This is a genomic window from Erythrobacter sp. HA7-11 (assembly GCF_055693605.1).
In genome coordinates this window covers 1,717,390-1,744,100 of the sequence record NZ_JBVFUF010000002.1, presented here as the reverse complement: position 1 = coordinate 1,744,100, position 26,711 = coordinate 1,717,390, and the positions used below count along the sequence as shown (strand labels likewise).

Annotated in this window: 21 protein-coding genes, 1 tRNA gene and 4 pseudogenes; 14 read left to right on the top strand and 12 right to left on the bottom strand. The window is 58.2% G+C overall.

Going from position 1 to position 26,711, the window contains the following annotated elements:
- Positions 1-14: 14 nt before the first annotated feature.
- Complete coding sequence (gene carB, locus ACZ1GU_RS08990) at positions 15-3,356, top strand: carbamoyl-phosphate synthase large subunit (RefSeq protein ID WP_472647680.1); 3,342 nt, start codon at positions 15-17, stop codon at positions 3,354-3,356.
- Positions 3,357-3,469: 113 nt separating this feature from the next.
- Positions 3,470-3,946, top strand: a complete 477-nt coding sequence (gene greA, locus ACZ1GU_RS08985; RefSeq protein ID WP_472647678.1) for a transcription elongation factor GreA — start codon at positions 3,470-3,472, stop codon at positions 3,944-3,946.
- 19 nt (positions 3,947-3,965) lie between these two features.
- Here the strand turns inward: greA and ACZ1GU_RS08980 are convergent, their stop codons facing one another.
- The 6 genes from ACZ1GU_RS08980 to ACZ1GU_RS08955 form a co-directional block, all read right to left on the bottom strand.
- Positions 3,966-4,454 carry a GNAT family N-acetyltransferase gene (locus tag ACZ1GU_RS08980; RefSeq protein WP_472647677.1) on the bottom strand — a complete coding sequence of 163 codons (489 nt, stop codon included), beginning with the start codon at positions 4,452-4,454 and terminating at the stop codon, positions 3,966-3,968.
- Between the two features lie 21 nt (positions 4,455-4,475).
- Entirely contained in the window at positions 4,476-4,706 is a 231-nt protein-coding gene (locus tag ACZ1GU_RS08975) for a DUF4170 domain-containing protein (protein ID WP_472647676.1), read from the bottom strand.
- A gap of 98 nt (positions 4,707-4,804) precedes the next feature.
- Positions 4,805-5,368 (bottom strand): hypothetical protein, encoded by a 564-nt coding sequence (locus ACZ1GU_RS08970; RefSeq protein WP_472647675.1) that lies wholly within the window; start codon positions 5,366-5,368, stop codon positions 4,805-4,807.
- Positions 5,361-5,774, bottom strand: a complete 414-nt coding sequence (locus ACZ1GU_RS08965; protein ID WP_472647674.1) for a hypothetical protein — start codon at positions 5,772-5,774, stop codon at positions 5,361-5,363. Before ACZ1GU_RS08965 ends, ACZ1GU_RS08970 begins: the two co-directional genes overlap by 8 nt.
- Positions 5,771-6,241 (bottom strand): phage holin family protein, encoded by a 471-nt coding sequence (locus ACZ1GU_RS08960; protein ID WP_472647673.1) that lies wholly within the window; start codon positions 6,239-6,241, stop codon positions 5,771-5,773. Before ACZ1GU_RS08960 ends, ACZ1GU_RS08965 begins: the two co-directional genes overlap by 4 nt.
- A gap of 28 nt (positions 6,242-6,269) precedes the next feature.
- Entirely contained in the window at positions 6,270-6,905 is a 636-nt protein-coding gene (locus tag ACZ1GU_RS08955; RefSeq protein ID WP_472647672.1) for a hypothetical protein, read from the bottom strand.
- Positions 6,906-7,072: 167 nt separating this feature from the next.
- Here ACZ1GU_RS08955 and eno point away from each other — a divergent pair.
- Positions 7,073-8,352: pseudogene (gene eno, locus ACZ1GU_RS08950) on the top strand (phosphopyruvate hydratase).
- Positions 8,353-8,373: 21 nt separating this feature from the next.
- Here the strand turns inward: eno and ACZ1GU_RS08945 are convergent.
- From ACZ1GU_RS08945 to ribB, 3 genes are all read right to left on the bottom strand, one after another.
- Positions 8,374-8,949: a MarR family transcriptional regulator gene (locus ACZ1GU_RS08945; RefSeq protein ID WP_472647671.1), complete on the bottom strand. Its 576-nt coding sequence runs from the start codon at positions 8,947-8,949 to the stop codon at positions 8,374-8,376.
- 536 nt (positions 8,950-9,485) lie between these two features.
- Positions 9,486-9,908, bottom strand: coding sequence for a 6,7-dimethyl-8-ribityllumazine synthase (gene ribH / locus ACZ1GU_RS08940; protein WP_472647670.1), 423 nt, complete (start codon positions 9,906-9,908; stop codon positions 9,486-9,488).
- Positions 9,909-9,914: 6 nt separating this feature from the next.
- Positions 9,915-11,162, bottom strand: coding sequence for a 3,4-dihydroxy-2-butanone-4-phosphate synthase (gene ribB / locus ACZ1GU_RS08935; protein WP_472647669.1), 1,248 nt, complete (start codon positions 11,160-11,162; stop codon positions 9,915-9,917).
- Positions 11,163-11,599: 437 nt separating this feature from the next.
- On the opposite strand from ribB, the pseudogene ACZ1GU_RS08930 reads away from it, so the two are divergent.
- The 5 genes and pseudogenes from ACZ1GU_RS08930 to ACZ1GU_RS08910 form a co-directional block, all read left to right on the top strand.
- A pseudogene (locus ACZ1GU_RS08930) lies at positions 11,600-12,325 on the top strand (hypothetical protein); the annotation flags it as partial.
- A 10-nt stretch (positions 12,326-12,335) separates the two neighbouring features.
- The gene (locus ACZ1GU_RS08925; protein WP_472647668.1) at positions 12,336-13,148 is read left to right on the top strand and encodes a hypothetical protein; all 813 of its coding nucleotides are present in this window, start codon (positions 12,336-12,338) and stop codon (positions 13,146-13,148) included.
- Positions 13,090-14,286 carry a hypothetical protein gene (locus ACZ1GU_RS08920; RefSeq protein WP_472647666.1) on the top strand — a complete coding sequence of 399 codons (1,197 nt, stop codon included), beginning with the start codon at positions 13,090-13,092 and terminating at the stop codon, positions 14,284-14,286. Before ACZ1GU_RS08925 ends, ACZ1GU_RS08920 begins: the two co-directional genes overlap by 59 nt.
- A 213-nt stretch (positions 14,287-14,499) precedes the next feature.
- Positions 14,500-16,683 (top strand): thiamine pyrophosphate-dependent enzyme, encoded by a 2,184-nt coding sequence (locus tag ACZ1GU_RS08915; protein WP_472647664.1) that lies wholly within the window; start codon positions 14,500-14,502, stop codon positions 16,681-16,683.
- A 1-nt stretch (position 16,684) separates the two neighbouring features.
- Positions 16,685-17,713, top strand: coding sequence for an ACP S-malonyltransferase (locus tag ACZ1GU_RS08910; protein WP_472647663.1), 1,029 nt, complete (start codon positions 16,685-16,687; stop codon positions 17,711-17,713).
- 13 nt (positions 17,714-17,726) lie between these two features.
- Here ACZ1GU_RS08910 and ACZ1GU_RS08905 read toward each other — a convergent pair whose 3' ends face one another.
- Positions 17,727-18,974 (bottom strand): MFS transporter, encoded by a 1,248-nt coding sequence (locus ACZ1GU_RS08905; protein WP_472647662.1) that lies wholly within the window; start codon positions 18,972-18,974, stop codon positions 17,727-17,729.
- Position 18,975: 1 nt separating this feature from the next.
- The gene (locus tag ACZ1GU_RS08900; protein WP_472647661.1) at positions 18,976-20,031 is read right to left on the bottom strand and encodes a LacI family DNA-binding transcriptional regulator; all 1,056 of its coding nucleotides are present in this window, start codon (positions 20,029-20,031) and stop codon (positions 18,976-18,978) included.
- A 159-nt stretch (positions 20,032-20,190) separates the two neighbouring features.
- Here ACZ1GU_RS08900 and ACZ1GU_RS08895 point away from each other — a divergent pair.
- From ACZ1GU_RS08895 to ACZ1GU_RS08870, 6 genes and pseudogenes are all read left to right on the top strand, one after another.
- Positions 20,191-20,658, top strand: a pseudogene (locus ACZ1GU_RS08895) (TonB-dependent receptor plug domain-containing protein); the annotation flags it as partial.
- 577 nt (positions 20,659-21,235) lie between these two features.
- Positions 21,236-21,559, top strand: a pseudogene (locus ACZ1GU_RS08890) (hypothetical protein); the annotation flags it as partial.
- A gap of 69 nt (positions 21,560-21,628) precedes the next feature.
- Entirely contained in the window at positions 21,629-23,008 is a 1,380-nt protein-coding gene (locus ACZ1GU_RS08885) for a TonB-dependent receptor domain-containing protein (protein ID WP_472648744.1), read from the top strand.
- A gap of 130 nt (positions 23,009-23,138) precedes the next feature.
- The gene (locus ACZ1GU_RS08880; RefSeq protein WP_472647660.1) at positions 23,139-24,086 is read left to right on the top strand and encodes a glycoside hydrolase family 16 protein; all 948 of its coding nucleotides are present in this window, start codon (positions 23,139-23,141) and stop codon (positions 24,084-24,086) included.
- A gap of 37 nt (positions 24,087-24,123) precedes the next feature.
- The gene (locus tag ACZ1GU_RS08875) at positions 24,124-25,860 is read left to right on the top strand and encodes a glycoside hydrolase family 3 protein (RefSeq protein WP_472647658.1); all 1,737 of its coding nucleotides are present in this window, start codon (positions 24,124-24,126) and stop codon (positions 25,858-25,860) included.
- Positions 25,805-26,518 (top strand): glycoside hydrolase family 3 C-terminal domain-containing protein, encoded by a 714-nt coding sequence (locus tag ACZ1GU_RS08870; RefSeq protein WP_472647657.1) that lies wholly within the window; start codon positions 25,805-25,807, stop codon positions 26,516-26,518. The genes ACZ1GU_RS08875 and ACZ1GU_RS08870 overlap by 56 nt, the downstream gene beginning before the upstream one ends.
- Before the next feature lie 108 nt (positions 26,519-26,626).
- Here the strand turns inward: ACZ1GU_RS08870 and ACZ1GU_RS08865 are convergent.
- Positions 26,627-26,702: transfer RNA gene (locus tag ACZ1GU_RS08865), tRNA-Lys, on the bottom strand.
- Positions 26,703-26,711 lie beyond the last annotated feature (9 nt).

Sequence of the window (26,711 nt, the reverse complement as noted above, 5' to 3'; positions counted from 1 at the left end):
GATACAGCAGACCCATGCCCAAACGCACTGACATAGACTCGGTTCTGGTTATCGGCGCCGGTCCGATCATCATCGGCCAGGCTTGCGAGTTCGATTATTCGGGGACACAGGCGATCAAGGCGCTGAAGGAAGAGGGCTATCGCGTCATTCTGGTCAACTCCAACCCGGCGACGATCATGACCGATCCGGAGTTTGCCGACCGCACTTATATCGAGCCGATTACGCCAGAGATCGTCACCAAGATCATCGAGAAGGAGCGCGCCGCGCACCCCGATGAAAAGATGGTGCTGCTCCCGACGATGGGTGGGCAGACGGCGCTAAACTGCGCTTTGTCGCTCAATCGTGACGGGGTTCTCGACAAGCATGATGTCGAGATGATCGGTGCGAAAGCAGATGCGATCGACAAGGCTGAAGACCGTCAGCGGTTTCGCGATGCGATGGACTCGATCGGATTGGAAAGCGCGCGCAGCGGCATTGCGCACAATCTGGAACAAGCGCGCGAAGTGCTGGAGCGCACCGGTCTGCCATCGATCATCCGGCCCAGCTTCACGCTTGGCGGAACAGGCGGCGGCATCGCCTACAACAAGGCCGAGTTTGAGAAGATCGTTTCCGAAGGGCTCGATGCTTCGCCGACTAACGAAGTGCTGATTGAGGAATCGCTGCTCGGTTGGAAAGAATATGAGATGGAGGTTGTGCGCGACAAGCACGACAATTGCATCATCATCTGCTCGATCGAGAATGTCGACGCGATGGGTGTGCACACCGGCGACAGTATAACTGTGGCTCCGGCGCTGACGCTGACTGACAAAGAATATCAGATCATGCGCACTGCGAGCCTCAACGTCCTGCGCGAAATTGGGGTCGAAACCGGCGGATCGAATGTGCAATTCGCAGTCAATCCGAAGGATGGCCGCTTGATCGTGATCGAGATGAACCCGCGCGTGTCGCGTTCGTCTGCGCTTGCGTCAAAAGCGACCGGCTTTCCGATTGCGCGCGTGGCGGCGAAACTGGCCGTCGGCTACACGCTCGATGAGATAAATAACGAAATCACCGGCGCAACGCCTGCCAGCTTTGAGCCGACCATTGATTATGTTGTGACCAAAATCCCGCGATTTGCCTTCGAGAAGTTCAAAGGTGCGGAATCCAAACTGTCGACCGCGATGAAGTCAGTTGGCGAAGTGATGGCGATTGGCCGCAACTTCCAGGAGAGCATGCAGAAGGCTTTGCGAGGGCTCGAAACCGGGCTCAATGGGTTTAACCCAGTTCCCGAGCTGGAAGGGGTGCACCGCGATGTGATCACCGCGTCGCTGAGCCAGCGCACGCCGGATAGGCTTCTTAACGTCGCTCAAGCGATGCGAGAGGGAATGAAGGTTGAGGAAATTCAGCCGCTGACCGGCTATGACCCATGGTTCCTGCGCCAGATCGAAGGGATCATTCAGGCCGAAGCGCAGGTAAGCAAGGATGGCCTGCCGCAAGACGCTGCTGGACTGCGAGCGCTCAAGGCAATGGGCTTTTCCGATCAGCGTCTGGCCGAGCTGGCGGTGAATTCTGTCGGGGTCGCGGGCGGTATGGCCGAAACGCAGGCTAAGGGTAGCGGACTGCTGCACGATGCGATGCAGGCGATGGCAGGCGCGACCAGCGAGGCCGAAGTGCGCGAACTGCGCGAACGGCTCGGCGTGCGCCCGGTGTTCAAGCGGATCGATAGCTGCGCGGCAGAATTCGAAGCGATCACGCCCTACATGTACTCGACGTATGAAGCCCCGAGCTTTGGTGAGCCGGAATGCGAAGCGGCGCCATCCGACCGCAAAAAGGTCGTTATTCTTGGCGGCGGTCCGAACCGCATCGGGCAGGGGATTGAGTTCGATTATTGCTGCGTTCATGCCTGCTTCGCGCTCGAAGAAGTCGGGTTCGAAACGATCATGGTCAATTGCAATCCGGAGACCGTCTCGACCGATTATGACACGTCAGATCGGCTCTATTTCGAGCCGCTGACCGCAGAAGATGTGCTCGAAATTCTGCGAGTTGAGCAATCAACCGGCGAGCTCGTCGGCGTGATTGTGCAATTTGGCGGTCAGACGCCACTGAAACTTGCACAGGCGCTCGAGGATGCGGGGATACCAATCCTTGGCACCTCGCCCGACGCAATCGACCTTGCCGAAGACCGCGAGCGCTTCGCGAAGCTGGTCAACAAGCTGAAGTTGAAACAGCCCGCAAACGGCATTGCGCGCAGCCGCGATGAAGCCGCCGCGGTCGCTGCGCATATCGGATATCCTGTGCTTTTGCGCCCGTCCTATGTACTCGGCGGGCGGGCGATGGAGATTGTCGATTCCGAAGCGCAGCTCGATGACTACATCGCCACGGCAGTGAACGTCTCGGGCGAAAGCCCCGTCCTGATCGATCAATATCTGCGCGACGCGATCGAATGCGACGTCGATGCTCTGTGCGATGGTGATGAGGTTCGCATTGCCGGCGTGATGCAGCATATCGAGGAGGCGGGCGTTCACTCAGGAGATAGTGCCTGCACCTTGCCGCCTTACTCGCTCTCGCCAGAGATCGTGGCCGAGATGGAGCGCGAGGCAGAGGCGCTTGCGATGGCATTGGGCGTGCGCGGCCTTATGAACATCCAGTTCGCGGTCAAAGATGATGAAGTTTACCTAATCGAGGTTAATCCGCGCGCGAGCCGCACGGTCCCGTTTGTTGCCAAGGCTATCGGACAGCCGGTCGCGAAAATCGCGGCGAGGGTGATGGCGGGCGAGAAGCTCGCCGAGTTCCCAGCGTTCAAGCGCGAGCTGCCGTACATGGCGATCAAGGAAGCGGTATTCCCGTTTGCGCGCTTCCCCGGTGCCGACCCTGTTCTCACCCCGGAAATGAAATCCACCGGAGAGGTCATGGGTATCGACAAGACATTCGAAGCCGCCTTCCTCAAGTCGCAATTGGGGGCGGGCATGAACCTTCCGCGCGAAGGCACGGTGTTCGTCTCGGTCAAGAACAGCGACAAGAGTGTCATCGTTCCGGCTGTGCGCGATCTGATCGAAAAAGGTTTCACGGTGGTCGCAACGGGCGGCACTCAAACTTATCTGACCGAGCAGGGTCTTGAGGTGGAGCGGGTCAACAAAGTGGCCGAAGGACAGCCGCATATCGTCGACAAGATCATCGACGGCGAGATCGCGCTTATCTTCAACACAACGGAGGGTTGGCAGTCTTTGCGGGACTCCAAATCGATCCGCGCAACCGCGCTTGAGAAGAAAGTTCCGTACTACACGACAGCGACGGCTTCGAAGGCTGCGGCGGCTGCAATTGGTGCAGTATCGCCAAGCCAGCTTGAAGTCCGTTCATTGCAAGACTATTATAGCTAGGCAATTAAGCGAAGTTTCCCAACATTTCGACGTTGAATCGCCGCTTCGGCAGATGCGGTAATGCTCGAAATGGTGAATAAATTCGGGGGCTTACGCCAACAGGAAGAGAAAGAATGGCGACGATGGAAAAGGTTCCAATGCTGGCTGAAGGCTATGAGCAGTTAACTGCCGACCTTAAAGCCCTGCGCGCGGAACGCCCGAAAATTGTCGATGCGATCGAGGAAGCTCGCGCGCACGGTGATCTGTCGGAAAATGCCGAATATCACGCTGCAAAAGAGCGTCAGGGACAAGTTGAAGCCATGATTGGCGATATCGAGAGCAAGGTTAGCCGTGCCCAGATTATCGATCCGGCTACGCTAAGCGGTAACAAGATCGTGTTTGGCGCGACCGTTACATTGCTCGACGAAGACGACAAGCCGATCAAATACCAGATTGTCGGTGAAACCGAGGCTGACGCGTCTGCGGGTCGTATCTCTTTCAGCTCTCCCATCGCCCGGGCGATGATCGGCAAGGAGAAGGGTGACGAGATCGAAGTGACGGTCCCGTCAGGCGACAAGTTCTACCTCGTCGACAAGATCGAATTCATCTGATCTGACTTGTGGAAGAGCCTCACTCGAGGCACTTCTCCATTGCATAATTGTGGATCGCGACTGATCCGTTTGGGCCTTCGATTTCGAAGTCGCGCCGATGCGTCACTTGGTATCCAGCCCGCTCGAATGCAGGAAGGGCCAATTCGCTCGCCTCAGTGTAGAGTCTGGTTATCCTGTCCTCGCGAGCATGCTGCTCTGATGCAGCAAGCAGCTTGTCTGCAAGGCCCCGACGCGTGTGTTCGGGGTGACAATAGAGCATGTCGAGATGCCCGTCGGATTCGAGTAGGGCGTATGCGACCACAGCATCATCGGAATCGGTCGCAACGAGAATTGTGCTGCCGCCAGCTGCCCGATCTAGAAAGCGCTGCGCGCCCGGATGCCTGGCAGCCCAAGCGGCAACCTGCTCGGCCGAGTAGCTCGCGGTGCCGACTTCTCGAATTGCGGCGATAGTCAGATCAGCGAGCGCTTGCGCGTCCTGCTCTGCGAATTGCCGGATCGTGTAGGCCATCTCGCCGCAGCAGACTGCGATTTAGGCGTCTGGCGTCAGAAGCTGGTGGATGTGAACGACGACGTACTTCATTTCCGCGTCATCGACTGTCCGCTGAGCTTGCGCGCGCCATGCCTCTTCAGCTGCCTCGTAAGAGCTGAATACGCCGACGACGTGAATGCTTTCAGGATCTTGGAATTCGATGCTGCGTGGATCGGTCACGCGGCCACCCATGACCAGGTGAAGCTTTTGCTTTGGTGTTGTTTCTTCCATTGTGACGCATCTTTCCGTGGGGAGGTGAATTACCCCGCGCCCAATAAAGCAAGCGTCACGCGGCGCAAGTCCTGCAAGACCTGCTCAAAATTCGCAGGTCAGTTCGAAACCCGGTTCTTGAGATCGCGTACCGCGCGGCCAGCCTTGCGGCGAGCTCGGCGTGAAACTGTCTTGGAAAGATCACCGCCCGTGGCAATCGTGTGGCTTGCCTCGCGACGAATCTTGCGCGCCTTAGCAATGCTAGCATCACCCAGATCTTCGATCGCATCCTGCCCACTTTGCGCGGTTTCGAGCGCGCCATCGATTGCCTTAATCCCGTAGGCAACAATCGCATCGCCAACCAAAGAGATCAACTCGTTGCTGCGCTTCTTGGCGCTGGAGACCGAGGCATTCTTGACCCCATCAGCGCCCTTTTTGATGCCTGATGCCACACCCTTGGCCGCGCTGCCCGCCACCCGGCGACCCGGCTTGGTCATCAAGCCGACTGCAATACCAGTTGCGACCGCACCGCCAATCGCAGCGCCCGGATGCTTCTTGATGAATTCCCCGGCAGCGCTGGCCGCCTCGCGCGCATCATCGGCAATGCTGCGCTGAGCGTTACGGCGTTCACTCGCTTCGATTTTTGCACGCAGCTCATCGCGTTTGTCAGCAGGATCACTCATTTTCATCTCCGGGGGTGGGGTCTTCAGGGGTCTCAAATTCTGGCGGGGTGAGTACGATTTCAGCAGGCGTGTCGTCTGAGTTCACTTCCGACTCAACGTCAGTCTCTGCATCATCATCAGCGTCGTCATTGAGTTCACGGTCTAGCGCCTCCAAGATCGGCTCGCGCGCGAACCACAGCAGCACTGCTGTGATCATTGCCGCGATCAGGCTCTTGTTCTCACCGGCTTTCTCGCCTGTGGTTTCCAGCGCATCCTTGGCACCAGCGATCACCCGACCCACCGTGCGTTCGGCAAGGCCCTTGCCGGACAAACCTGTCTTCACATGTTCGATGTCAGCCTTGAACATGGCGAGCGCCGAATTGCGCAGTGCGCGATCTTCGCGAAATTGCTCTTCCAGCTTGCTCACGCGCCTTCATCCTCGAACAGGCTCGATAGGCCGCGCGCATTGCTGCGCACTTTGAGGGCAAGGACTACCACGCCTAAGAGCAACACGCCGACCACGACGCTGATGGCTCCCCAGATGGTGATAAGCGGCTCAAGCGCCAGCACCATGCCAACCGCCAAGGCGATCAGCGTAAGGTGCAGGAATATGATCGCCAGCACGCTGAAGCCAACGATCCGGCCGATCTTGTTCCCTGCAAGCGATGCCTGCGTCTTGCGGAACGTCAGCTCGGCTTGGGCGTAAGTGCGGCCATCGTCGATCAGCGCCGCGATTTCTTCAGTCAGCGATTCTTCGAACGGCTCGTCTTCGCTCGCAGTATTGTCTGGAACGGGCGAAGGATCGGGTCCGGGAAGCTCGTGGCTTCCCAGTTCAGGGCTCAATTCAGACGTATTGTCATCAATCGAGCGGTCTGGCCGATCCTCATCACGCATGCGCAGCCCCTCCGCAAGCTATTGCGGATCAGTCTCGTGAGCCGCGGAACATGCGAGCGAGCAAGAAGCCTGCGACTGCCGCGAGGCCTACGGCAACGCCGGGGCTCTTGCGAACCATTTCGCGCGCATCTTCGCCGAGCTCATCAACGCTCTTTGCGTCAAGCTTTGCCGAGGTCTCAGCCAGCGTGCGCGATGCCTTGCGGGCGTAGTCACCGTACTGCTCGCCGAAGCGCTCGTCGATTTGCTCAGCAGTATCGCCGACAACGCGGCCGAGCGATGAGATCGCGTCGCTGGTCGCTGCCTTGCCTTCAGTGGCCAGCTCGCCCGCTTTCGTCTTGGCTTGCTCCGTGTAGGCCTTTGCTTCGCCCACCAGATCGTCGCCTTTTGACATTGCATTCTCCCGATAGGAGCCAGCGCGAGTGCCGGCTTCTGCGCGCAGTGCAGCTGCACCGGCCTTTGCCTCTTCAAGCGCGGCGTTGAAACGGCTCTTCGCCTCAGTACGATGCTGGGCCGCAGATTCAACCGTCGTCTCGGGATTTTCCTTCGCCGACTTGGCAGCAGTTGCACCGGTCTTCTTCGGTGCAGCCTTTTTGGCGGTGGTCGAACGTTTCGCAGGGGTCTTGCGGGACTTGGTTGTGGTTTTCGTCGTGTCAGTGTCAGCCATGGTCTGTTTGATCCTCCAAATACGTATTCAAATGGGCTGTGCGGGGTCACAGCGTTCTAATCAGTTCAACGCGCCTTGCACGGATTCGATCCGACGCATAAAGCGCAACTGCCCATCAATATGGTGGTGTCTTACCAATATACAACACTTTCCTCCCGGAGCCAAACATGACTGCGATTATTGACCTGCACGGTACCGCGAAATTCTCGATAGTCGCGGCAATCCCACTGTCGAGGTCGATGTATTGCTTGATGACGGCAGCTTTGGCCGTGCCGCAGTGCCGTCTGGGGCGTCGACCGGCGCCTATGAGGCGGTAGAGCTGCGAGATGGCGACGCGGGCCGATACAAAGGCAAGGGCGTGGTCAAGGCTGTGGATGCGGTGAACGGCGAGATCGCCGAAATGATCAACGGGCTGCACGCCGAAGACCAGCGCGACATCGACATGGCGATGATTGCGCTCGACGGGACGGACAACAAAGGCCGGCTTGGCGCGAACGCCATTCTGGGTGTCAGCCTCGCTGTGGCAAAAGCGGCTGCGAATGCGCGTGGTATGCCGTTGTTCTCGTACCTGGGCGGTGTTTCAGCGCACGTGCTCCCCGTACCGATGATGAACATCATCAATGGCGGTGAGCACGCCGACAATCCGATCGACATTCAGGAATTTATGGTGATGCCGGTGGGCGCGCCGACTTTGGCCGAGGCGGTTCGCTGGGGCTCCGAGATCTTTCACACGCTGAAGAAGGGGTTGTCGGACAAGGGGCTCGCCACATCTGTAGGAGACGAAGGCGGCTTTGCTCCTGATTTGGCGAGCACGCGAGATGCGCTCGACTTTATCATGAGCTCGATAGAGCAGGCTGGTTTCACACCCGGCGATGATGTGGTGCTTGCGCTCGATTGTGCCGCGACCGAATTCTATCGTGACGGAAAGTACGAGATATTAGGCGAGAACCTCAGCCTGGATGGAGCTGGCATGGCCGATTACCTTGCAAAGCTCTGCAACGACTATCCAATCCGCTCCATCGAAGACGGCATGGATGAGGATGATTTCGAGGGCTGGGCTGCGCTTACCTCAGCTGTTGGCGACAAGGTCCAGCTGGTGGGCGATGACTTGTTCGTGACCAATCCAGAGCGGCTCAGCATGGGCATTTCCAAAGGGTTGGCCAATTCGCTGCTTGTGAAGGTCAATCAGATCGGAACATTGACGGAGACTCTGGCAGCAGTCGATATGGCGCACCGTGCAAGCTACACCTCAGTCATGAGCCACCGCTCGGGCGAGACGGAAGATGCGACCATCGCCGATCTTGCAGTCGCGACCAATTGCGGTCAGATCAAGACTGGCTCGCTGGCTCGCTCAGACCGGTTGGCGAAGTACAATCAATTGATCCGCATCGAGGAAGAGCTGGGCGCCAGCGCGCATTACGCCGGGCGCGATTGCTTCGGAAAGTGATGCTTGGGCGAGGGCGGTCGGTCAGCCCGCGCCGCGTTCGCTGGCTTGCGCAAAATATCTGTCCATCGCGTCCAGCCCGGTCTCTGAAAGTCGTACCAGGACACGCCGCTGGTCGTCGGGATCGTGTTCGCGCAATATCAGGCCTTGTTCGGTCAGCACGCCGAGCCAGCGCAGACCTGTGGTTGGTGGCGCCGCCGAGCCTATACATGCGCTCGATACCGACACCGATTTGCCATCGGAGTGCGCGATGTAAAGGTCGAGCAGAATATCCCATGCTGGCTCGCCGAACAGATCGGGGTCGCCGAAAATAGCTGTGCGTGACCGTCTGGTTTCGTAGGCATGACGCGCTTGCGCGGCATAGGTTTGCCTCTTGCTGGAGAGCTCATGCACACTCCTGGCTCTGTGACCCAACTTGGTTTCAGGCGCGTTGACACGCGTTTCTTTGACCGCGACTAGATCGTCAAGCGCTGCAGAAAGTTGTCCGGTGCGCAGCTTTTCGGCGATGGCTACTAGTTGATCCGCGACTGGGGACAATGCTCGGTCTGTGTCATACTCGACGGAGAAGTCGACCGAGTTGATCTGTTCGCCTCCCTCCATGTTTAGAAGCCGAACGCAACTACATCGCGTGTGGACTTAATCAGAACCATACAATCCTCCTGCACCCATGGGGCAGACCGTGGATCGTGAAATCCCATCCCACTGTTGTGCTTGCCCTATGGAAATTATCCATAGTGGAGAAGAGCTTGGCTGGCTTTACGTATGACTACGCATTTGGCGGATGATGCGGAGGTATTGGTGGTTTTGGCCCCTCTGTCAAAGTCGAGGAATCCTGTCTCAGCTTGTTGATCGCCGCATCGACATGCGCGGCTGCGATGAAGGCTCCGAGCCTGTCAAGATGAGCGAGTTGGGCCTCTAGGGTCAGAATGATTGGTGCCAGCTCTGCAGAGATGGTGGGGTCGTTTGCAGTCACAGCATGTCGTCCTCGTTCGTGCGCGAGCCGTGTCAGTGCCCTCGCACTCCCGATCGCGTTAGTGCACCATAAGTCACATGAATGACTGCATAAAAGCTACAGAGGGAAACTACGTAGTTTTGGAGCCTTATCCCCCGAAGATGGAAGCCGCAGATAGTGCGGATTATCGGGAGAATCTCTCTGTAAGTTCAAGCAGCGCGAGCGCGGCCTTCGCAGCTTCGCCGCCCTTGTTCTTCTGAGCGGGGTCAGCCCGAGCGATAGCCTGCGCTTCGTCCTCGGTCGTGATGATGCCATTGCCAATCGGAATGCCGTCCATCGTCAGCGCCATAATTGCCCGCGCGCTCTCGCCCGCTACGATCTCGAAGTGATAGGTTTCTCCGCGGATAACCACGCCAATCGCGACGAATGCATCATAGCCGCCGCCTTCGACCGCTAATGCAATGGCTCCCGGAATTTCGAGCGCGCCAGGTACAGTGAGCACCTCGGCATCGTGCCCGGCTTCCTCAATTGCGGCTTTGGCGCCTGCGATAAGCATGTCGTTCAGATGAGAATAGAATCGCGCTTCGACGATCAAAATACGGGCCATGGTTGATCACTCCGGAATGGGTTTGTGGTCGACGATGCTGATGCCGTAGCCTTCCAGCGCGACCAGATCGGGGCGCGAATTGGAAAGCAGGATCATGTCGTGAATGTCGAGATCAGCGAGTATTTGCGAACCGATGCCGATATTGCGGATCTGCTCTTCCTGGCTCCACGCATCGCCGCCGATGCGGTTGGTAAGGATTACGATCACGCCTGAGCCATGATCGCCGACCGCCTGCATCGCGCGCTGCAATGTGCGCTTGCGCGGACCGGGTTGGCCCAGCACGTCGTCGAACACCGAAATGGGGTGCACGCGGGCGAGAGTCGGCTCTCCTGGCACTACATGCCCTTTTTGCAGCACATAGGCTTCGTTGCCTGAAACGCGATTGCGATAGGTTATCTGGCGCCACTGTCCGCCATAATCGCTTTCAAAGCTGCGCTCATCCAAGCGTTCGACGAGGTTTTCGTTGCGCATCCGATAAGCGATCAGATCGCGGATCGTGCCGATTTTGAGGTCGTGCTTCCGGGCGAAGGCGATCAGGTCATCGAGCCGCGCCATCGTGCCATCTTCGTTCATGATCTCGCAGATCACGCCGCTTGGATTGAGGCCCGCAAGCCGCGAGATGTCCACCGCTGCCTCGGTATGACCTGCGCGCACCAGCACGCCGCCATCGCGGGCAGTCAGGGGGAAGACATGACCGGGGGTAACGATGTCATCAGGTCCTTTGGAGGAGTCGATGGCTACCGAGACAGTGCGCGCGCGGTCCGCTGCCGAGATGCCGGTCGTCACGCCTTCCTTCGCCTCGATCGAGATCGTGAAGGCAGTTTGCATGCTTTCCTTGTTGTTGCGACTCATCGGCTCGAGGCCCAGTTCGTCCACTCGCTCGCGGCTCAGTGAGAGGCAGATCAGGCCGCGTCCATGCATCGCCATGAAGTTGATCGCAGCAGGCGTCGCCATTTGCGCAGGAATGATCAGATCGCCTTCGTTTTCCCGGTCCTCATCATCGACAAGGATGTACATCTTGCCGTTGCGCGCTTCGTCGATGATCTCTTCGATGCCGACCAAGACGGGGCGCTCATCATTGGCGTTGAGAAACGCTTCGAGCTTGGCGAGTGTTTCTGCGGTCGGGTTCCAATCGGGTTCGGAGGCATCGCGCAAAGTGTTTGCGTGAAGGCCGGCGGCGCGGGCGAGGCCGGCCTTGGTCATGTCTCCGCTCTCGACCAGATCGCGAACGCGTGTGATTGTTGATGTGCTCATGTGAGCCTAGTATCACATTGAAATGTGATTGCAAGCGTATTGCAGCGACCCACTGGACAGAGCGAATCACCCTATATTGCGAAGCTGCCTGCGCGGCCCGCTTTGCTCGCCGATCAGCCAATTTCGGTAAAAAAACGCACTTTTTTGTAAATTAACACGCTTTTGGGGGCGTTTTAACACGGTCTAACACGGTTTTTAACACGCTCTCTAACACGCTAGCGCTTTAGCTAGAGTCCCCGCAGGAATGGTGTCCCTGCCAGTGAGTGGGCGTGTTTTGCCTTAATCGACCCTTTGGGCCGGATGCGTTCACTCACTGATCGGGCACTCTTCATCTGGGGGCTTTTCCCGGCGTTAGCACCATCCCTGCATTGTGAAACACCAATGAGGGGACACCTTCGATATGAAAAAGCTTACTCTACTTTCAACCGCTGCAGTCGGTGCAACCATTGCTGCGCTTACTTTCCAACCCGCACCGTACCGCAGCCGAAGATTGCGTGCTGGATGATGACGACAATGGTACTGCTGATGGCACTCTCGACGCGGAAAGCTTTGGCAACGGAGCAAACCTTGCCTGCGGGCGCTCTGCTGAGGCTACGGGCCAAAGATCAACTGCGATTGGCACGGCGTCTGTTGCAACCGGTGAAACAAGCACCGCGGTAGGCAATCTCAGCGTAGCAACCGATCTCAGTTCCACCGCTCTGGGTGCAAATAGCGCTGCAACCGGCGAGAACAGCACAGCGGTTGGAGAGTCTGCCAGTGCTACTGGCAAAGGCAGTCTCGCAGTGGGCCAGGGTTCAAATGCCCAATCGTTCAGCTCAGTCTCCCTTGGGGATCGCTCAAGTTCAACGCAAGTCGGTGCAGTTGGCGTGGGTGTATTTGCAGAGGCCTCTGGAAGTCGTGCCATCGCCATCGGCGATACCTCTAGAGCGCGATCTACAGGCGCTGTTGCTATCGGCGGAAGGGCTAACGACGTACCCACCAGCCGGGGCGCGCAAGCAACCGCCACAGGCGCGGTGGCGATCGGTCAAGCTGCTTTCAGTTCGAGATTCGGCTCGGTAGCGCTGGGCAATCAAGCAGTTTCACAGGGAAATGTTAGCGCAGCCATTGGTAGCGAAGCGTCCGCAACAGGCGACTCCGCTTTGGCCTTTGGCAACAACACCAATGCGAGCGGTGTTGGCTCAATCGCAATCGGCGGCGACGAGAACGGCGAAGGCGGCACGGGCGCGCAGGCAACCGGTACGTGCGGCGGTCGCGCTGGGCGCGGATGCCAGTGCTTTGTCAGACGATTCGATTGCAATCGGTCTCAATGCCAGCACAACCTCAGGAGGAGCGATTGCGATTGGGCGTGATGCAGCCGCCGAAGGCTCGGCAGCCGTAGCGCTCGGCGAGAACTCATCTGCTTCCGGGACATTTGCGACAAGTGTCGGTTTGATCAGCAGCGCGACCGGGGACGGAGCATCTGCCTTTGGTGCGGGAGCCGATGCGACCGGCGGAACCTCTGTGGCGGTGGGCTTCAGTTCAGCCGCCAGCGCAACGGGCTCCACCGCTATTGGCGGCAACTTGGGTTCAGAAGTAGCCCCTGGTGCACAAGCCACAGCTGTTGGCGCAACGGCAATTGGTGCGACAGCCCAGGCTACAGCCGAGCGCGCCACTGCTTTGGGCACGGGCGCCATTGCCAGTGCCACCGGTGCAATCGCGATTGGAACGGATGAGACTGACGGCAGTGCAAGCGCGTCGGAAAGAAACGCAATTGCGATTGGAACCGGTGCTTTCGCTTTTGGTGGCGATGCAGCCGTTGCGATTGGTTCCTCTGCCCAAGCGAGGGACGAAGGGGCGACCGCAATTGGCCGATTTGCGGACGCTACCGGTGCAAGCAGCTTTGCTGGCGGCGAAAGCTCTGACGCGATTGGGGCTGCTTCAATCGCGATTGGCGTACCGGTCGCCGGAATCCGGCGAAGGCGGAGGTGCCTTTGCACAGGGGACTGACGCCATCGCGCTTGGCGCGAGTTCCAGCACAACAACAGACGGCGCGGTCGCATTGGGCGCAGGAGCCTTTAGTAATGGCCTGGATGCGGTGGCCGTGGGCAGGCGATCCACTGCTCAGCTTGAGGGCGCTATCGCGCTGGGAGTGGATGCGGATGCAACGGGTGTAGGAACCGTGGCGATTGGCACAGCGACGGTTTCATCCGGCGCAGCCTCGGTCGCCATTGGCGGCGATGGGGCTGATGGCGATACGCTGGGTGCACAGGCATTGGCTGATGGGGCGAGCGCGTTTGGCGCGGATGCTTTTGCGCAAGGAGCCGAGTCGACCGCTATCGGCACGGCTACACGCGCTGGCGGCTTGCGCAGCGCAGCATTCGGGCGCGGATCGCGTGCGCTGGCAACCAGTGCAACGGCGGTGGGCGACACTGCCTTTGCTACTGCGGGACGGGCGACAGCGATTGGTCAGCGAGCCTTGGCAAGTGGCGGGCGCGGAACAGCGGTTGGCTTTGACACAGAAGCGGGCGCTAACGCGACGGCAGTGGGTGACACTGCAATTGCGACCGGTGCTGGTTCAACCGCAATCGGCTTCCGCGCAGCAGCGGCCAATGCGAATGCCACCGCGATTGGCGCAAACGCTACGACCAATGCCGACAATCAGGTGACCCTCGGCGGCACAGGCTCAAGCGTGCGGATTGGCGACATCGCCGCCAGCACCGCAGCGCAGGTTGGTCCGGTTGATGTGGTAACGGTTGATGGCAATGGCACACTCGGACGTCAGCAAGTCGCAACCGCCGCTTCGGTCGACAATGTCCGCGTGGCTCTCAACGCCTTTTCGCAAGTCTCGACCGCGCAGTTCGATGCGCTGAGCAGCCGCGTGCAGAATATCGGCTTCCGCCTCGAAGAGCTCGATAGCGAGCTTTCTGGCGGGATCGCAGCGGCGATGGCGATGGGTGGTCCGGCCATCGCTCCGGGCAAATCCATCTCGCTCTCCTTCTCGGTTGCCGATTACGGCGGCGAGCAAGCGTTTGCCGGCAATCTTGCAGGCGAGATTGCAAAGGATGTCTACCTCGCCGCCGGCGTGAGCGGAAACACCGGAGACGGCAATGTCGGGACGCGGGCGACAGTGCTGTTCGGCTTCTAATCGGCGGCGCTTTTGTCCAGCGATGGGGCGGTTTATTGCTTGGCCAGTTGGTCAGCGTAAGCCGCCCCTTTCTTGTGCGCGCTGCCAACAATTGATCGTGGCGAAGGTCCCCCTTTTTGTTGGTCATCGCAACGCAGGCTGATAACGGAACGCTTTGAGCTTCCTTGCACCGTTACTGGAGCCTTCAGGATGCCAATTTGAGGGGATCGAGCATTGGCCGGAGCAATTGCGGCATCGAAAGACGGCTTTCTTGAGCGATTGAATGAGGGACGCATTCCCGCACCTTTGACGCAGCCAACCGCTGCCGATGCATCTCTATCCAAGACCGACCTGCTCGAATTGTTCGAGAGCCAGATCAAGAGCCGCCGCCTCGATTTGGACAGCAGGCGATTGGCGACGCAGGGCGAGAGCTTCTATTCCATCGGCAGTTCCGGCCATGAAGGAAACGCGGCCGTTGCGCGCGCCTTCAGGGTCGATGACATTGCCTTTCTGCATTACCGTAGCGGAGCATTCCTGATTGAGCGGGCGCGTAAGCACCCCGGCTCGACACCGCTATGGGACATGGCATTGTCGTTCGCGGCTTCCTCGGAAGATCCGGTTTCTGGCGGGCGTCACAAAGTGATCGGATCGAAGGATTTGTTCATCCCGCCGCAGACGAGCACAATCGCATCGCATCTTCCCAAGGCAGTAGGGGCGGCATTTTCGATAGGGCTGTCGAAGCAGCAGCAGAATTTCGACACCTTGCTGCCATCAGATAGTGTTGCGATCTGCAGTTTTGGCGATGCGTCGAGCAATCATTCCACGGCGCAAGGCGCATTCAATGCGGCCGCCTGGACAGCCTATCGCCGCCTTCCGCTGCCGCTGGTCTTTCTGTGCGAGGATAACGGAATAGGGATATCCGTTCCGACACCGGAGTCGTGGGTGCGTGCGAATTTCGAGAACCGCACAGGGTTGCGCTACATCGCTGGTGATGCGCGAGACATTGTTGACGCGACCAGAGCAGCCAAAGAGGCCGAGATCATTGCCCGCCAATCGCGCCGCCCGGTCTTCCTGCATTTGCGCACGGTTCGCCTGATGGGACATGCTGGCTCTGATGTGGAAGTGCAATATCGCACCAAGGCTGAGATTGAGCTCGAAGCCGATCAGGATCCGCTGCTGCACACCGCGCGGCATGTGATGGATAGCACGGGCGCGTCACTGGATGACATCAAGGCGATATATGCGCGCCTCTCGTCCCAAGTCGCAGCTGTCATGGATCAGGCCGCGACCCGGCCAAAATTGTCGTCCTCAGCAGAGGTTATGGAGACGATAGCTCCCGAGCAGAACTCCGAGCCGTCCGAATTGCTCACGGCCCCAACGCAAAAGCCGCAGCATATGTCGCGCGCGATCTCCGCGACATTGGAAGAGCAAATGGATTTGCATCCCGAGATCGTCGTCTTTGGCGAAGATGTTGGCAAGAAGGGCGGAGTCTATGGCGCGACCACCGGCTTGAAGAAAAGGTTTGGTGCGGGCCGCGTGTTTGACACCTTGCTCGATGAGCAGACCATTTTGGGCCTCGCGATTGGCATGGCGCACAATGGTTATCTGCCGATCCCGGAGATTCAGTTTTTGGCCTACGTCCACAACGCCGAGGATCAAATTCGCGGCGAGGCGGCCACGCTTTCGTTTTTCTCCAATGCGCAATTTGCCAATCCGATGGTCATTCGTATCGCCGGTCTTGCTTATCAAAAGGGGTTTGGTGGACACTTTCACAATGACAATTCGGTCGCGGTTTTCCGCGATATTCCCGGCATAGTGCTTGCGTGTCCTTCCTCTGCCAGCGAGGCAGCCTTGATGCTGCGCGAATGCATTCGCTTGGCAAAACAGGAAAAGCGCGTGGTCGTCTTCCTCGAACCGATTGCGCTTTATGGGACGAAAGACCTGCATGAAGATGGCGATGGCAAGATGCTGTGCCATGACGATCAGTTTCATGCATGCGCCCGCTTCGGTGAGGTTCGCAAATATGATTGTGAGGGTGAAGCTGCCTGCTCGATCATTACCTATGGCAACGGCACCTATTTCTCGCGCAGAGCGCAGGCGGTACTCGCCGAGCGATCCGTCAGTGTCGAAGTGATTGATTTGCGCTGGCTCACCCCATTGCCAATCGCTGACTTGATTACGAAACTTGATCTGACAGCCCCGATCCTGATCGTTGACGAGTGCCGCGAAACGGCCTCTCCAAGCGAAGAGATCATCACCAAACTGCGCGAAAACGGAGCCACAGGGCCGATCAAGAGAGTCACTGGCGATGACAGCTTTATCCCCTTGGGACCGGCGGCAAACGAAGTGTTGCTGCAGGAGACAGACATCATCGATGCGGTCGAAAGTTTGATCGGCGAAGCGGGCGCAGGAGCATAAGATGGCAGACAAGCAACGCGCGGTGGTCGCCTTTCCGGGCCGCGGATCTTACGCTTCGGGCGAGCTTGGGTATCTTCAGCGCTATCATGCCGACCGAATGGATATGGTCGCAGCGCTCGATACTGTCCGTGCTAAATCAGGTGCGACTGCGGCGATCGAACTGGATGCTATGGAGAAATTTTCTCCCTCGAGGCACTTGCCCGGTCGCAACGCCTCGAACCTGATCTACACGTGCGCGCTCGCGGATTTCGCCGCGATTGATCGGAACGCATTCGAAGTGGTCGCGGTGTGCGGAAACTCGCTCGGCTGGTATCTCACGCTCGCTGCCGCTGGATCTCTGACCTTGGAGGATGGCGCGCACCTCGTCGATACCATGGGCGGGCTGATGGAACGTGAGGGCGTGGGCGGGCAGCTGCTTTGCCCGATAGCCCGCGAAGATTGGCGCGTCGATGAAGCGGCGCGAGATACCGTGCTCAATGTCATTGCTGCGACCCCCAATGCTTACCTCTCGATTGATCTTGGCGGGACATTGGTCCTTGCTGGGGACAATGATGCGATCAAAGCTTTGCAGGCGGAACTTCGGGCGCCCGACGGTTCGACCCTCGTTCAGCTTCCCAAGCATGCAGCGTTTCACACACCCCTGCTTGAGGAAATCGCTGCGACTGCGCGCGGTCATTTGCCCGAAACCCTGTTTCGAGCGCCCGATGTTCCGATGATTGATGGCAGCGGCGTGATCTGGAGCCCGAGCGCCTCTGATACCGAAGCACTTCATAGTTACACTCTCGGCACGCAGATTGTTGAGACCTATGATTTTGCAAAGTCGATCGAGGTCGCGTTGAAGGAGTTCGCGCCGGACAAACTTATCCTTGCAGGGCCAGGCTCGGCTTTAGGCGGGCCGCTAGGGCAATGTCTCATCCGCCACGCCTGGCATGATATCTTTGACCGTGCAGGCTTCCTCGAGCGCCAAAGCTCGGAGCCCTATCTGCTCGCAATGGGGCGGGAGGAACAGCGCAGTTTGGTGACGCACTGAGCTAGGCAGTGCGCTATTTCACGCAGCGAATCGCCAGCACCAGCAAGCCAGCGATACCTGCAGCGATGGCAAAACCAATGAACATGCTGGCCAGAGACCCCACGGCCTCACCGTCCGCGAAGAGCACCAGTGCGATGGCGGGCACTATGATCGAAGGCGAGGTGTTCGACAGATTCATGATTCCGAGCAGGAACCCCCGATTGGCATGGCCGCTTACCAATTGCGCAACCAGCGCGGTGTCCACCGCGAGGTAGGCAGAAAGCGCTGCGTGCAGCAGGCCGTAGCCAATGAAAAACCATACCAGCTGGTTTGATCCTGCCAACATTCCCATGCCGATACCAAACAAGCAGGCAAATGCGAAAAGAGGCACGCGCCGACTTTTGCCTCGGTCCGAAACATAGCCGGATAGCAGCGTCACAGTGATGGCGAGTAAGGCAGCAGGCGTAGTGAGCGCGGCCAGAATTTCGCTGGCACCGGTGTTTTCCCAGCTGTCCTGCGCATCCTGCATCAGGGCGATGTAAAGATAGATGTAGCTGATAACGAAGGCGGCTCCCGTTTGCACCAGCAATCGCGACAGCCAGGCCAGCGAGAAATCGATGATCAAGGGCGAACCGTTGATGGGGACAGCTCCGTCGCTGGCGGTCTCGACCACTTCTGCGTCGACACTGGTGGCGTCAATGACAGGGCCGAGCTTCCAGAATGCCAACAATGGCAGCATACATCCGACGGAAACTGCGCCAGTCAGAAGAAAGGCGGAAGCCCCATCCTCCGGAAGCAACCAGGCGATTGGCAGCACGAGCAATGTCGAGGCGGGGAGAGCCGCCGTCATCAAGCCGCCCAATCTTCCTTTGACTTGGTCGGGAAAATGGTCGGCCAGCAACGCGCCCAAAGGCGAAAAGCAGCAATTGAGCGCGATCTGAAAAAAGATAACGGCCACCAAGAGGGTCGAAACGCTGCCTGCGATCGCAAGTCCGACATAGGCGACAAACAACAGACCAGCGCCAGTTGCGATCAATCCGCGCCGATTTCCAAATCGCCCGAGCCAGCGGTCTCCCAGCGCGCCCGCCGCGACGTTGGCAAGTCCGGCGACAATGCCGCCGGTCAGGAGCAACCAGCTTAGCCAGCTCGCGGTGTCCTCTGGCGCCAAGACTTCGACACGCCTCGGCAACAGCAAAACAAACAGCGGCATGAAGGCCAGGTGCGCTCCCAGAAAAGCGAGCGCATAGGTCCAGTAAGCAGTGAAATTTTCGCTCTTGCGCAAATCAGGTTGCTTGCTTGCGCGGGGCGGTGCTGTCACGTTCGATAAGCTCGAACGGCAGCTGATAACAGCCGTTGGTGTCCGTTCCGGAAGTGACCGCAATCAGACCCTCACAGGCCAGCGCAATCATGGCCGCAGTTGGTTGACGTATTGCGGTCATAGGCGGAAAACTTAGCCGAACACCTGGCGTATCTTCAAAGCTGACGAGCGACAAATCATCGGGGATATTAAGACCGACATGCTGCACTGCGTGGACCACTCCGAACGCCATCTGGTCATTGTCAGCGATGATTGCGGTAGGACGATCATAACTAGCGAGCCACCTGCGCGCGACATCGGTAGCGATATCGAACCGGAATTCTCCTTCTCCGATCCAGTCCTCGCGCAATTCCAGACCGCGCTCAACCAGCATGGCGCGATAACCCTCGAGACGCATCAGCGAGCTGCCGTAGTCCGGTGAGCCTGCCAGATATGCGATGCGGGTGTGACCGTGGTCTGCAAGATGCCGGGTGACCTCGGCTCCGGCGCCCGACTCGTCCATGCAAACATCGACAAAGCTGCCCCCTTCGCGACGCCCCACGCGCGAGCAGGCAATGCCTTGGTCTGTAAGAAGCTCTGCAAGGGAGGCGTTCTCACTGTGCGGCGGTGTGAGAATGACGCCATCGGGTCGCAATTCGGATATGACTTTTGAAAGCTGGTCATACGCAAGCTTTGGCTCGGCGTCGATCAGCTCAAACACCATGTGATAGCCGTGCTTTTCGCATTCGGTCATCCCGCCGAACAGCATTTGATCGACCCAGTCATTTCCGCGCCCAGCCCGCCAATTCTCATAGGTCCGTTGGCGGTCGTTGATGGCCAGAATCAGATAAGACCGCGCGCCGCGCATTCGCCGCGCCGAGATATTGGGGACGTAACCCAAGCGGTCGATTGCCTCGCCAACTTTTTGGCGTACTGCCGGCTTCACATTGGGGCCATTGTTGATGACGCGCGAGACAGTCTGGCGAGAGACGCCAGCGTCTTTTGCAACGTCCCGAATAGTCACACTTTGCTTACTAGCCATGTGCAGTTCCAAATCCCCTCGAGCCGATATGTTCATATTCCACAAGGAATTTCAAGCGAAAGTGTGACCGGTCACATTTTTCTCTTGTGACCGGTCACAAAGCGCGATACCAAGACTCGTCAGGGGTCCATACGAGGCCTTATACAGGGAGAGAATCATATGCGTCGTTTCACCGCTGCGCTTGCCATTGGTGCATCCGTAATCGCGCTATCTGCGCCTGCAATGGCTCAAGACCAAAACACAGATGAAGCTCAGCAGGCTGAAGATTCTACCGATGATCCGAATGCGATCATCGTGACCGCAGATCGTCGCGAGCAGACCTTGCAGGACTTTGCGGGTACGGCATTCGCCATCAGCGGTGAAGACTTGAAGGCGCTGGGCGTTCAGAACGTCACCGACCTTCAGAACCAGATTCCGGGCCTTTCGGTCGCCAACAACCAGGGCAACGTCGAGGTCTACATCCGCGGCATTGGATCATCCAACAATACAGAGCTGGGTGACCCCGCTGCGGCATTCCACTTCGACGGCGTGAATATTCCACGCCCATCGGGCATTGGCTCGGCTTTCCACGATATTCAGCGTGTGGAAGTCAATGTCGGTCCGCAAGGTACGTTGCGTGGCCGCAACGCTACCGCCGGTTCGATCAACGCGATCACTTTCCGTCCGGGCCTTGGCGGATTTGATGGCGTGATTGAGGCCGAATACGGCAATTTCGATCACCGTTCGATCCGCGGCGTCTTGAACATTCCACTGTCAGATACGGTCGCGGTCCGTTTCTCGGGTCTCTACCAAGCGAACGACTCCTACTACGATAACGTTGGCCCAGTTGAGGGCATCGATGTCGCCGAAGCACAGGATAATCTTTCGGGTCGCGCCCAAATTCTGTGGGAGGCAACCGACCGCCTCACCATCCTTCTTGCAGGCGATTATATTGCTGAGAACGGGACCGGCTACACCGGCACGAACTATGCGTTGCCACTCGGCGCGCTTGAAGATGGCAACATCACTCAGCAAGAGTTCGACAACATCGATCCGCGTGATGTGATTGCACGTGGCATTACGCCAGATTTGAATACCGATCACTGGGGCATTCGCGCGACTGTCGAGTACGAAGGCGACGGGTTCAATGTCGAGTATATCGGCAGCTACCGCGACGCGGTCTATGACTACGAAGCGACAACACCGCTGACGCCGGCGTTTCCTGGTGTGCTTGATCGCCTGTCAGAGCGGGATAATCCGTTCACGCCTGAACCTGACGACATCATCAACGATCCGATCATTTTGGCGGAGAACCTCGACAACTTCTCTCGCTTCCGGATCATCTCGGACTCTGCGTTCGCACTTCCACGAACTGCGCATTTTCAACAGCGTAGGTCCCTTCATCTGGAGCCTCGGCGGTCTTTATATCAACGAAGAGCAACGCTCGTTCCTCGGAAGCACCGGCGACCGTGGTCCGTTCTTCCAGGGTATCGAGTTCAACACCCGCACCGATACCGATTCATATGCTATCTATGCCGACGCTACCTATGAGGTTTCCGACAATTTCCGCCTGACTGCAGGCATCCGTTACACCGATGATCAAAAAGAACGCACCGGTGTGGCTGCTCGCTATGGCCTTGCGCTGGGTGGCGGTAGCTTTGAGTGCTGCCTGGGTGTGCGTGTCGGCACAGAAGGGTTCGAGTTTGCCGCTTTTGACCGCACGATCATTGATCCTGATACGGATGGTGATGGTACTATCTCGGATGCGGAAGTCTTTGCTTTCCACCGCAATGGGATCGCGCAATTCGGTGCGCGCGATAACCTCGGTGAGATCCTGGATAATGGCCCGCAGGGATTCTATGTTGCTGATGACAACGCTACGTTCCTTACAACGCCATGTATCGATACGGTCAGTTTCGACACGCTGTTCTGTGAAGGTTTCACCAACGACGACAACTGGTTTGGAACGCCATTCCCTGGCAACCCGGGCCTGTTCACGTTTGCCGTGCCGTTCGGCGGGCAAATCTTCCAGCAGGACGGCGAGTTTCAGGATGACTTCGTCGACTGGAGGCTTCGCGCTGAATTGGACGTGACGCCGGACAACCTGCTTTATGCGCTTGTTGCCAACGGCCATAAATCGGGCGGCTTCAACGACAACCTCGGTAACAACGGTATCGCTCCGACTTACGGCACAGAGAACGTCGTTCTCTACGAAGTCGGAACAAAGAACACCTTCGATATTGGCGGGCGCAGTGCCTACCTCAACGCGTCGTTCTTCTACAATGACTACACCGATCAGGTTTTCACCGGCCTGCTGAGTGTTGCAACCGCGGTAGAAACGGCGATCGGCATTCTGGGTCAGGACGTAGAGATTCCGGATGGCACAAACACCGATCTAGTCGTGTCATTCAGCTTCAATGCGGCGGATTCCGAAATCTACGGGGCGCAAATCGAAGGTGGTGTTGAACTTCCCGCCAATATCAATTTCGATTTCACCGCACTCTGGCTCGAAGCCCAGATCAACGACTCTGAAGAGATCCCCGATTTCCGCTTCCAACCGGATCTCAATGCCGGGATCACTTTCTTCCGTGATATTGGCGGCAACCGTTTGCCACGCACCCCGCGCTGGCAGCTGAACGGCAAGCTTAGCCAAGTGATCGAACTGCCAAAGGGGCAGCTCGATTGGGTTGCCTCGCTGGGCTATCGCTCGTCACAATTCCACACCATCTTCAACAGCCTTGATTTCGATCTCGATACGGGTGCTGAACTGGGTGAGGTGACTAGTGGCCGTTTGCTCGACAAGATCGACGGCTACTTCACTCTGGATATCGGAGCGGGTTGGACCATCGATGACGAAGGCAAATATCGCTTCGAAATCTACGGCAACAACATCACCGATCAACAAGAAGAAGCTGCGATTATCATTACGCAATTCGATAACACCCGCTTCTTCATCCGGCCTCGGACGTTCGGCGCTCGCATTCGCGCCAAGTTCTAAGGGGAAGGGCCGGAACCTCGGGATATCAATGGGCGATCGGGGGAGACCCCATTGATATCCCGCATTTTTTGATCGGTGCGCGCAGCAACATCGCGGCGCGTTCCAGAGCAATGATTGTAAGAGGGTGATCATGCGGAGCAGTATCTCCAGAGCAGCGTCGTTTGCGTTTTGTTTGGCCGGCCTCGCGGCTGGTGCCTCAGCTCAGGAGTTGGGCACGCCCGAAGCGGAGAGTTCTGCTTCTCCAACGTCCATAAATGCCCAGGACGCTTCACGCGTCGAGACCCGTGTGCCGCCCGGGTTCGAGCTCGTCTGGTCAGACGAATTTGACACGCCAGGCCTGCCAGATCCGGCCAAGTGGAAGTACGATACGTTCCGCAACGAAGAAGGCTGGTTCAACAACGAAAAGCAATATTACGCGGCTGCGCGCCATGAAAACTCGCGCGTTGAAGACGGCCGCCTCGTCATCGAAGCGCGCCAGGAAAATCTCGAAGGAGCGGGTCTCTCCGACTGGGGCGGTCAAGAATACAGCTCTGCGCGTTTGATCACTCAAGGTCTGGCAGACTGGACCTATGGCTTCTTTGAAATCCGCGCCAAGCTGCCGTGCGGGACGGGCACATGGCCGGCAATCTGGATGCTGCCATCAGATCCCGATGTCGTTTGGCCTGCAGGCGGTGAGATCGACATTATGGAACATGTCGGGTTTGAACCGGGGGTGATCCATCATTCGATCCACACAACCGCGTTCAATTTCTCTCGCGGGACGCAAAAGACCAGCAAACACGCAGTGCCGACAGCCTGCGATGCGATGCACAAATATCAGCTGCTTTGGGCGCCCGAAATGCTGTTGTTCGCGGTTGATGACAAACCCAAATTTCTGTTTCGCAAAGAGAGCGACAAGCAGACGCGCTGGCCCTTCGACAAACCTCAGCACCTCCTGCTGAATGTTGCCGTCGGCGGCACATGGGGCGGGCAGAAGGGTGTCGATCCCGCTGCTTTTCCCGCGCGGATGGAGGTCGATTACGTCCGCGTGTTTCAGCCGACCAGCATGATCAACGCTGAGAGTTCCGAAACAGAGTGATGACCGGCTTTTGGGCCTACGAGAGAGAGACTGAACGATGAAACCTGTTGCTTTCGCCGCTGCGCTCGCTTGCGGGACTATTCTAAGTGGCTGTGCGACGACTTATTCGGACACAACCGTCGAGACGGCGAGTGCGCAGCCGCAAGACCTCAGCGGTGAAGCCCAGATCGCCGATCTGCTTTCTCGTATGAGTGTTGAGCGCAAGGTCGCTCAGCTTATCATGCCCGATATCTCGGCGATCACGCCTGCAGATGTCGAGAAATACCGTTTCGGAACTGTGCTGAACGGTGGAAATTCTGGACCGGGCGGCAATGACCTTGCCCCTGCGCCCGAATGGCTTGAACTGGCAGATGCCTATTGGGACGCGTCGGTTAAGGCATTGCCAGATGGCGAGCCGGCGATCCCTGTGCTGTGGGGCACGGATGCGGTCCACGGACATTCGAATATAATCGGCGCGACGGTCTTCCCGCACAATATCGGCCTTGGTGCGACCCGCGATCCCGATCTGATCCGCAAAATAGGTCAAGCCACCGCGGTCGAGATCGAAGCGACCGGGATCGACTGGACCTTTGCCCCGACCGTCGCGGTCGCCCGCGATGACCGCTGGGGCCGGACGTACGAGAGCTATTCCGAAGATCCCGCGCTCGTCTCTGCCATGGGCGCAGCCATGATCGAAGGTTTGCAGGGCAACGTTGAAGGTGCTGATCACCTTGGCGCGGGACATGTCGCAGCCACTGCAAAGCACTTCTTCGGCGATGGCGGAACCGAACAAGGCGTCGACCAAGGCGATGTTAACGGCGATTTGCAAGACCTGATGGCGATCCATGCTGCTCCGTACCCTGCGGCGATTGAGGCCGGCGTTACCAGCATCATGGCCAGCTTCAATTCGATCAATGGTCGCAAGATGCACGGAAATGGCCCGCTTCTCACCGGTGAGCTGCGGGGCAATCTTGGCTTTGAAGGTCTGGTTGTCGGCGACTGGAACGGTCACGGACAGATCTCAGGCTGCACCAACTCGGATTGCCCGCAAGCGCTGCTCGCGGGGCTTGATGTCTACATGGTCCCTGAAGAGTGGAAGGGCCTTTACGATAACACGCTAGCTCAAGTGCGCGACGGAACCATTCCAATGGAACGGTTGGATGAAGCGGTGACGCGGGTTCTGCGCCTCAAACAGCAGCTTGGAATGCTTGATGGAGTGTCAGATGGCGGATTGCGTCCATCCAGCCGGGCGAATGCAGGTGATTGGGAGAAGCTGGGACTGGCCGAGCACCGAGCTGTCGCGCGCGAAGCGGTCGCCAAATCGCTCGTCCTCTTAAAGAATGACGGTGTCCTGCCCTTTCGCCAGAACGCACGGCTTCTCGTCGCGGGCAGTGCAGCGGACGATATCCCGCAACAGGCAGGAGGTTGGTCGGTCACGTGGCAGGGCGGCGGTGACCTGACCGCCGAACATTTCCCCGGTGCAACATCGATCTACCAAGGAATAGCGGCGCAAGCGAATGCTGCGGGCGGCAGCGCGACGCTTTCGGTCGATGGCACGATGCCAGCTACTCCGGTCGACGCGGCGATCGTTGTATTTGGCGAAGAGCCCTATGCCGAGTTCGTCGGTGACAGGAAAGACACCGCCTTTCGCGACGAAGAGGGGCTTGAACTGCTCCGCAAATTCAAAGGCGAGGGCATCCCCACGGTCGCGGTTTTTCTGTCCGGTCTGGCCGCTCTGGATGAACCGCGAGATCAACGCAGCAGACGCGTTTGTCGCAGCTTGGCTTCCCGGTAGTGAAGGGGCGGGCGTATCTGACGTCTTGTTCGGGATACGCCAGCCCACGGGACGATTGTCTTTCAGCTGGCCCGCCACATGCGAAGGCAATCCGCTGAACTCGCCTGAGGGCGCGCTATTCCCATTTGGTTTCGGGCTTTCTTACGGTGCATCGAGCGAGCTCGCGACGCTGGATGAGACGTGTGATGCTTTGACTGCTGGGAACGCATTTGTTTGGTTTGACGCCGGTCGGTTGGGCGCTTTGGTGCAAGCAGTTGCCGACAATGCTGTGCTGGCGGATTTGCGTGGTACCGGAAACGGGATTGCCGCTGTCGGGCTTGATCGCAACGCGCAAGAGGACGCTCGCTCGATTACTTTCCAGGCTGGCTCGCGCTTGACGTTGAACGGCCCGGAAAGCGAAACCGGGTGGCGTATTGCTTACAAGGTTGATGCTCGTCCAACGTCACCGGTCACGGTGACGGCTGGCGGGGCTGCCTTTGACATTACGCAGCCGATGCAGGTTGCGGAAGGCAAGGGCTGGCGTGACATGGTCCTGACATCTGCGTGCTTGGGCACAACGGGAGGATCGATCACCTTCGCATCTGAGGGGAATTTTACGATCGATATTAGCCAGATCGCCCGAAATGAAAGCGCTGCAGGAACCGAATGCTCTTTCTGATTACTATGCTCGAATTCGCCGAGCCCTTCCGCAAATTGCCAACAGACCGATAGCCGCTGGGCTGTAAGGCAGAAGACTTGGCTTCGACATCAGATCATGGGGCAGGTTTGGTGGACGCACTAGGGTTCGAACCTAGGACCCGCTGATTAAGAGTCAGCTGCTCTACCAACTGAGCTATGCGTCCACACCGATC

What these genes read in the sequence shown, in the direction of transcription:
- carB (WP_472647680.1), top strand. Translation starts at nt 15, where the DNA reads ATGCCCAAACGCACTGACATAGACTCGGTTCTGGTTATCGGCGCCGGT.
- greA (WP_472647678.1), top strand. Translation starts at nt 3,470, where the DNA reads ATGGCGACGATGGAAAAGGTTCCAATGCTGGCTGAAGGCTATGAGCAG.
- ACZ1GU_RS08980 (WP_472647677.1), bottom strand. Translation starts at nt 4,454, where the DNA reads ATGGCCTACACGATCCGGCAATTCGCAGAGCAGGACGCGCAAGCGCTC.
- ACZ1GU_RS08975 (WP_472647676.1), bottom strand. Translation starts at nt 4,706, where the DNA reads ATGGAAGAAACAACACCAAAGCAAAAGCTTCACCTGGTCATGGGTGGC.
- ACZ1GU_RS08970 (WP_472647675.1), bottom strand. Translation starts at nt 5,368, where the DNA reads ATGAGTGATCCTGCTGACAAACGCGATGAGCTGCGTGCAAAAATCGAA.
- ACZ1GU_RS08960 (WP_472647673.1), bottom strand. Translation starts at nt 6,241, where the DNA reads ATGCGTGATGAGGATCGGCCAGACCGCTCGATTGATGACAATACGTCT.
- ACZ1GU_RS08955 (WP_472647672.1), bottom strand. Translation starts at nt 6,905, where the DNA reads ATGGCTGACACTGACACGACGAAAACCACAACCAAGTCCCGCAAGACC.
- ACZ1GU_RS08945 (WP_472647671.1), bottom strand. Translation starts at nt 8,949, where the DNA reads ATGGAGGGAGGCGAACAGATCAACTCGGTCGACTTCTCCGTCGAGTAT.
- ribH (WP_472647670.1), bottom strand. Translation starts at nt 9,908, where the DNA reads ATGGCCCGTATTTTGATCGTCGAAGCGCGATTCTATTCTCATCTGAAC.
- ribB (WP_472647669.1), bottom strand. Translation starts at nt 11,162, where the DNA reads ATGAGCACATCAACAATCACACGCGTTCGCGATCTGGTCGAGAGCGGA.
- ACZ1GU_RS08910 (WP_472647663.1), top strand. Translation starts at nt 16,685, where the DNA reads ATGGCAGACAAGCAACGCGCGGTGGTCGCCTTTCCGGGCCGCGGATCT.
- ACZ1GU_RS08900 (WP_472647661.1), bottom strand. Translation starts at nt 20,031, where the DNA reads ATGGCTAGTAAGCAAAGTGTGACTATTCGGGACGTTGCAAAAGACGCT.
- ACZ1GU_RS08880 (WP_472647660.1), top strand. Translation starts at nt 23,139, where the DNA reads ATGCGGAGCAGTATCTCCAGAGCAGCGTCGTTTGCGTTTTGTTTGGCC.
- ACZ1GU_RS08875 (WP_472647658.1), top strand. Translation starts at nt 24,124, where the DNA reads ATGAAACCTGTTGCTTTCGCCGCTGCGCTCGCTTGCGGGACTATTCTA.
- ACZ1GU_RS08870 (WP_472647657.1), top strand. Translation starts at nt 25,805, where the DNA reads ATGAACCGCGAGATCAACGCAGCAGACGCGTTTGTCGCAGCTTGGCTT.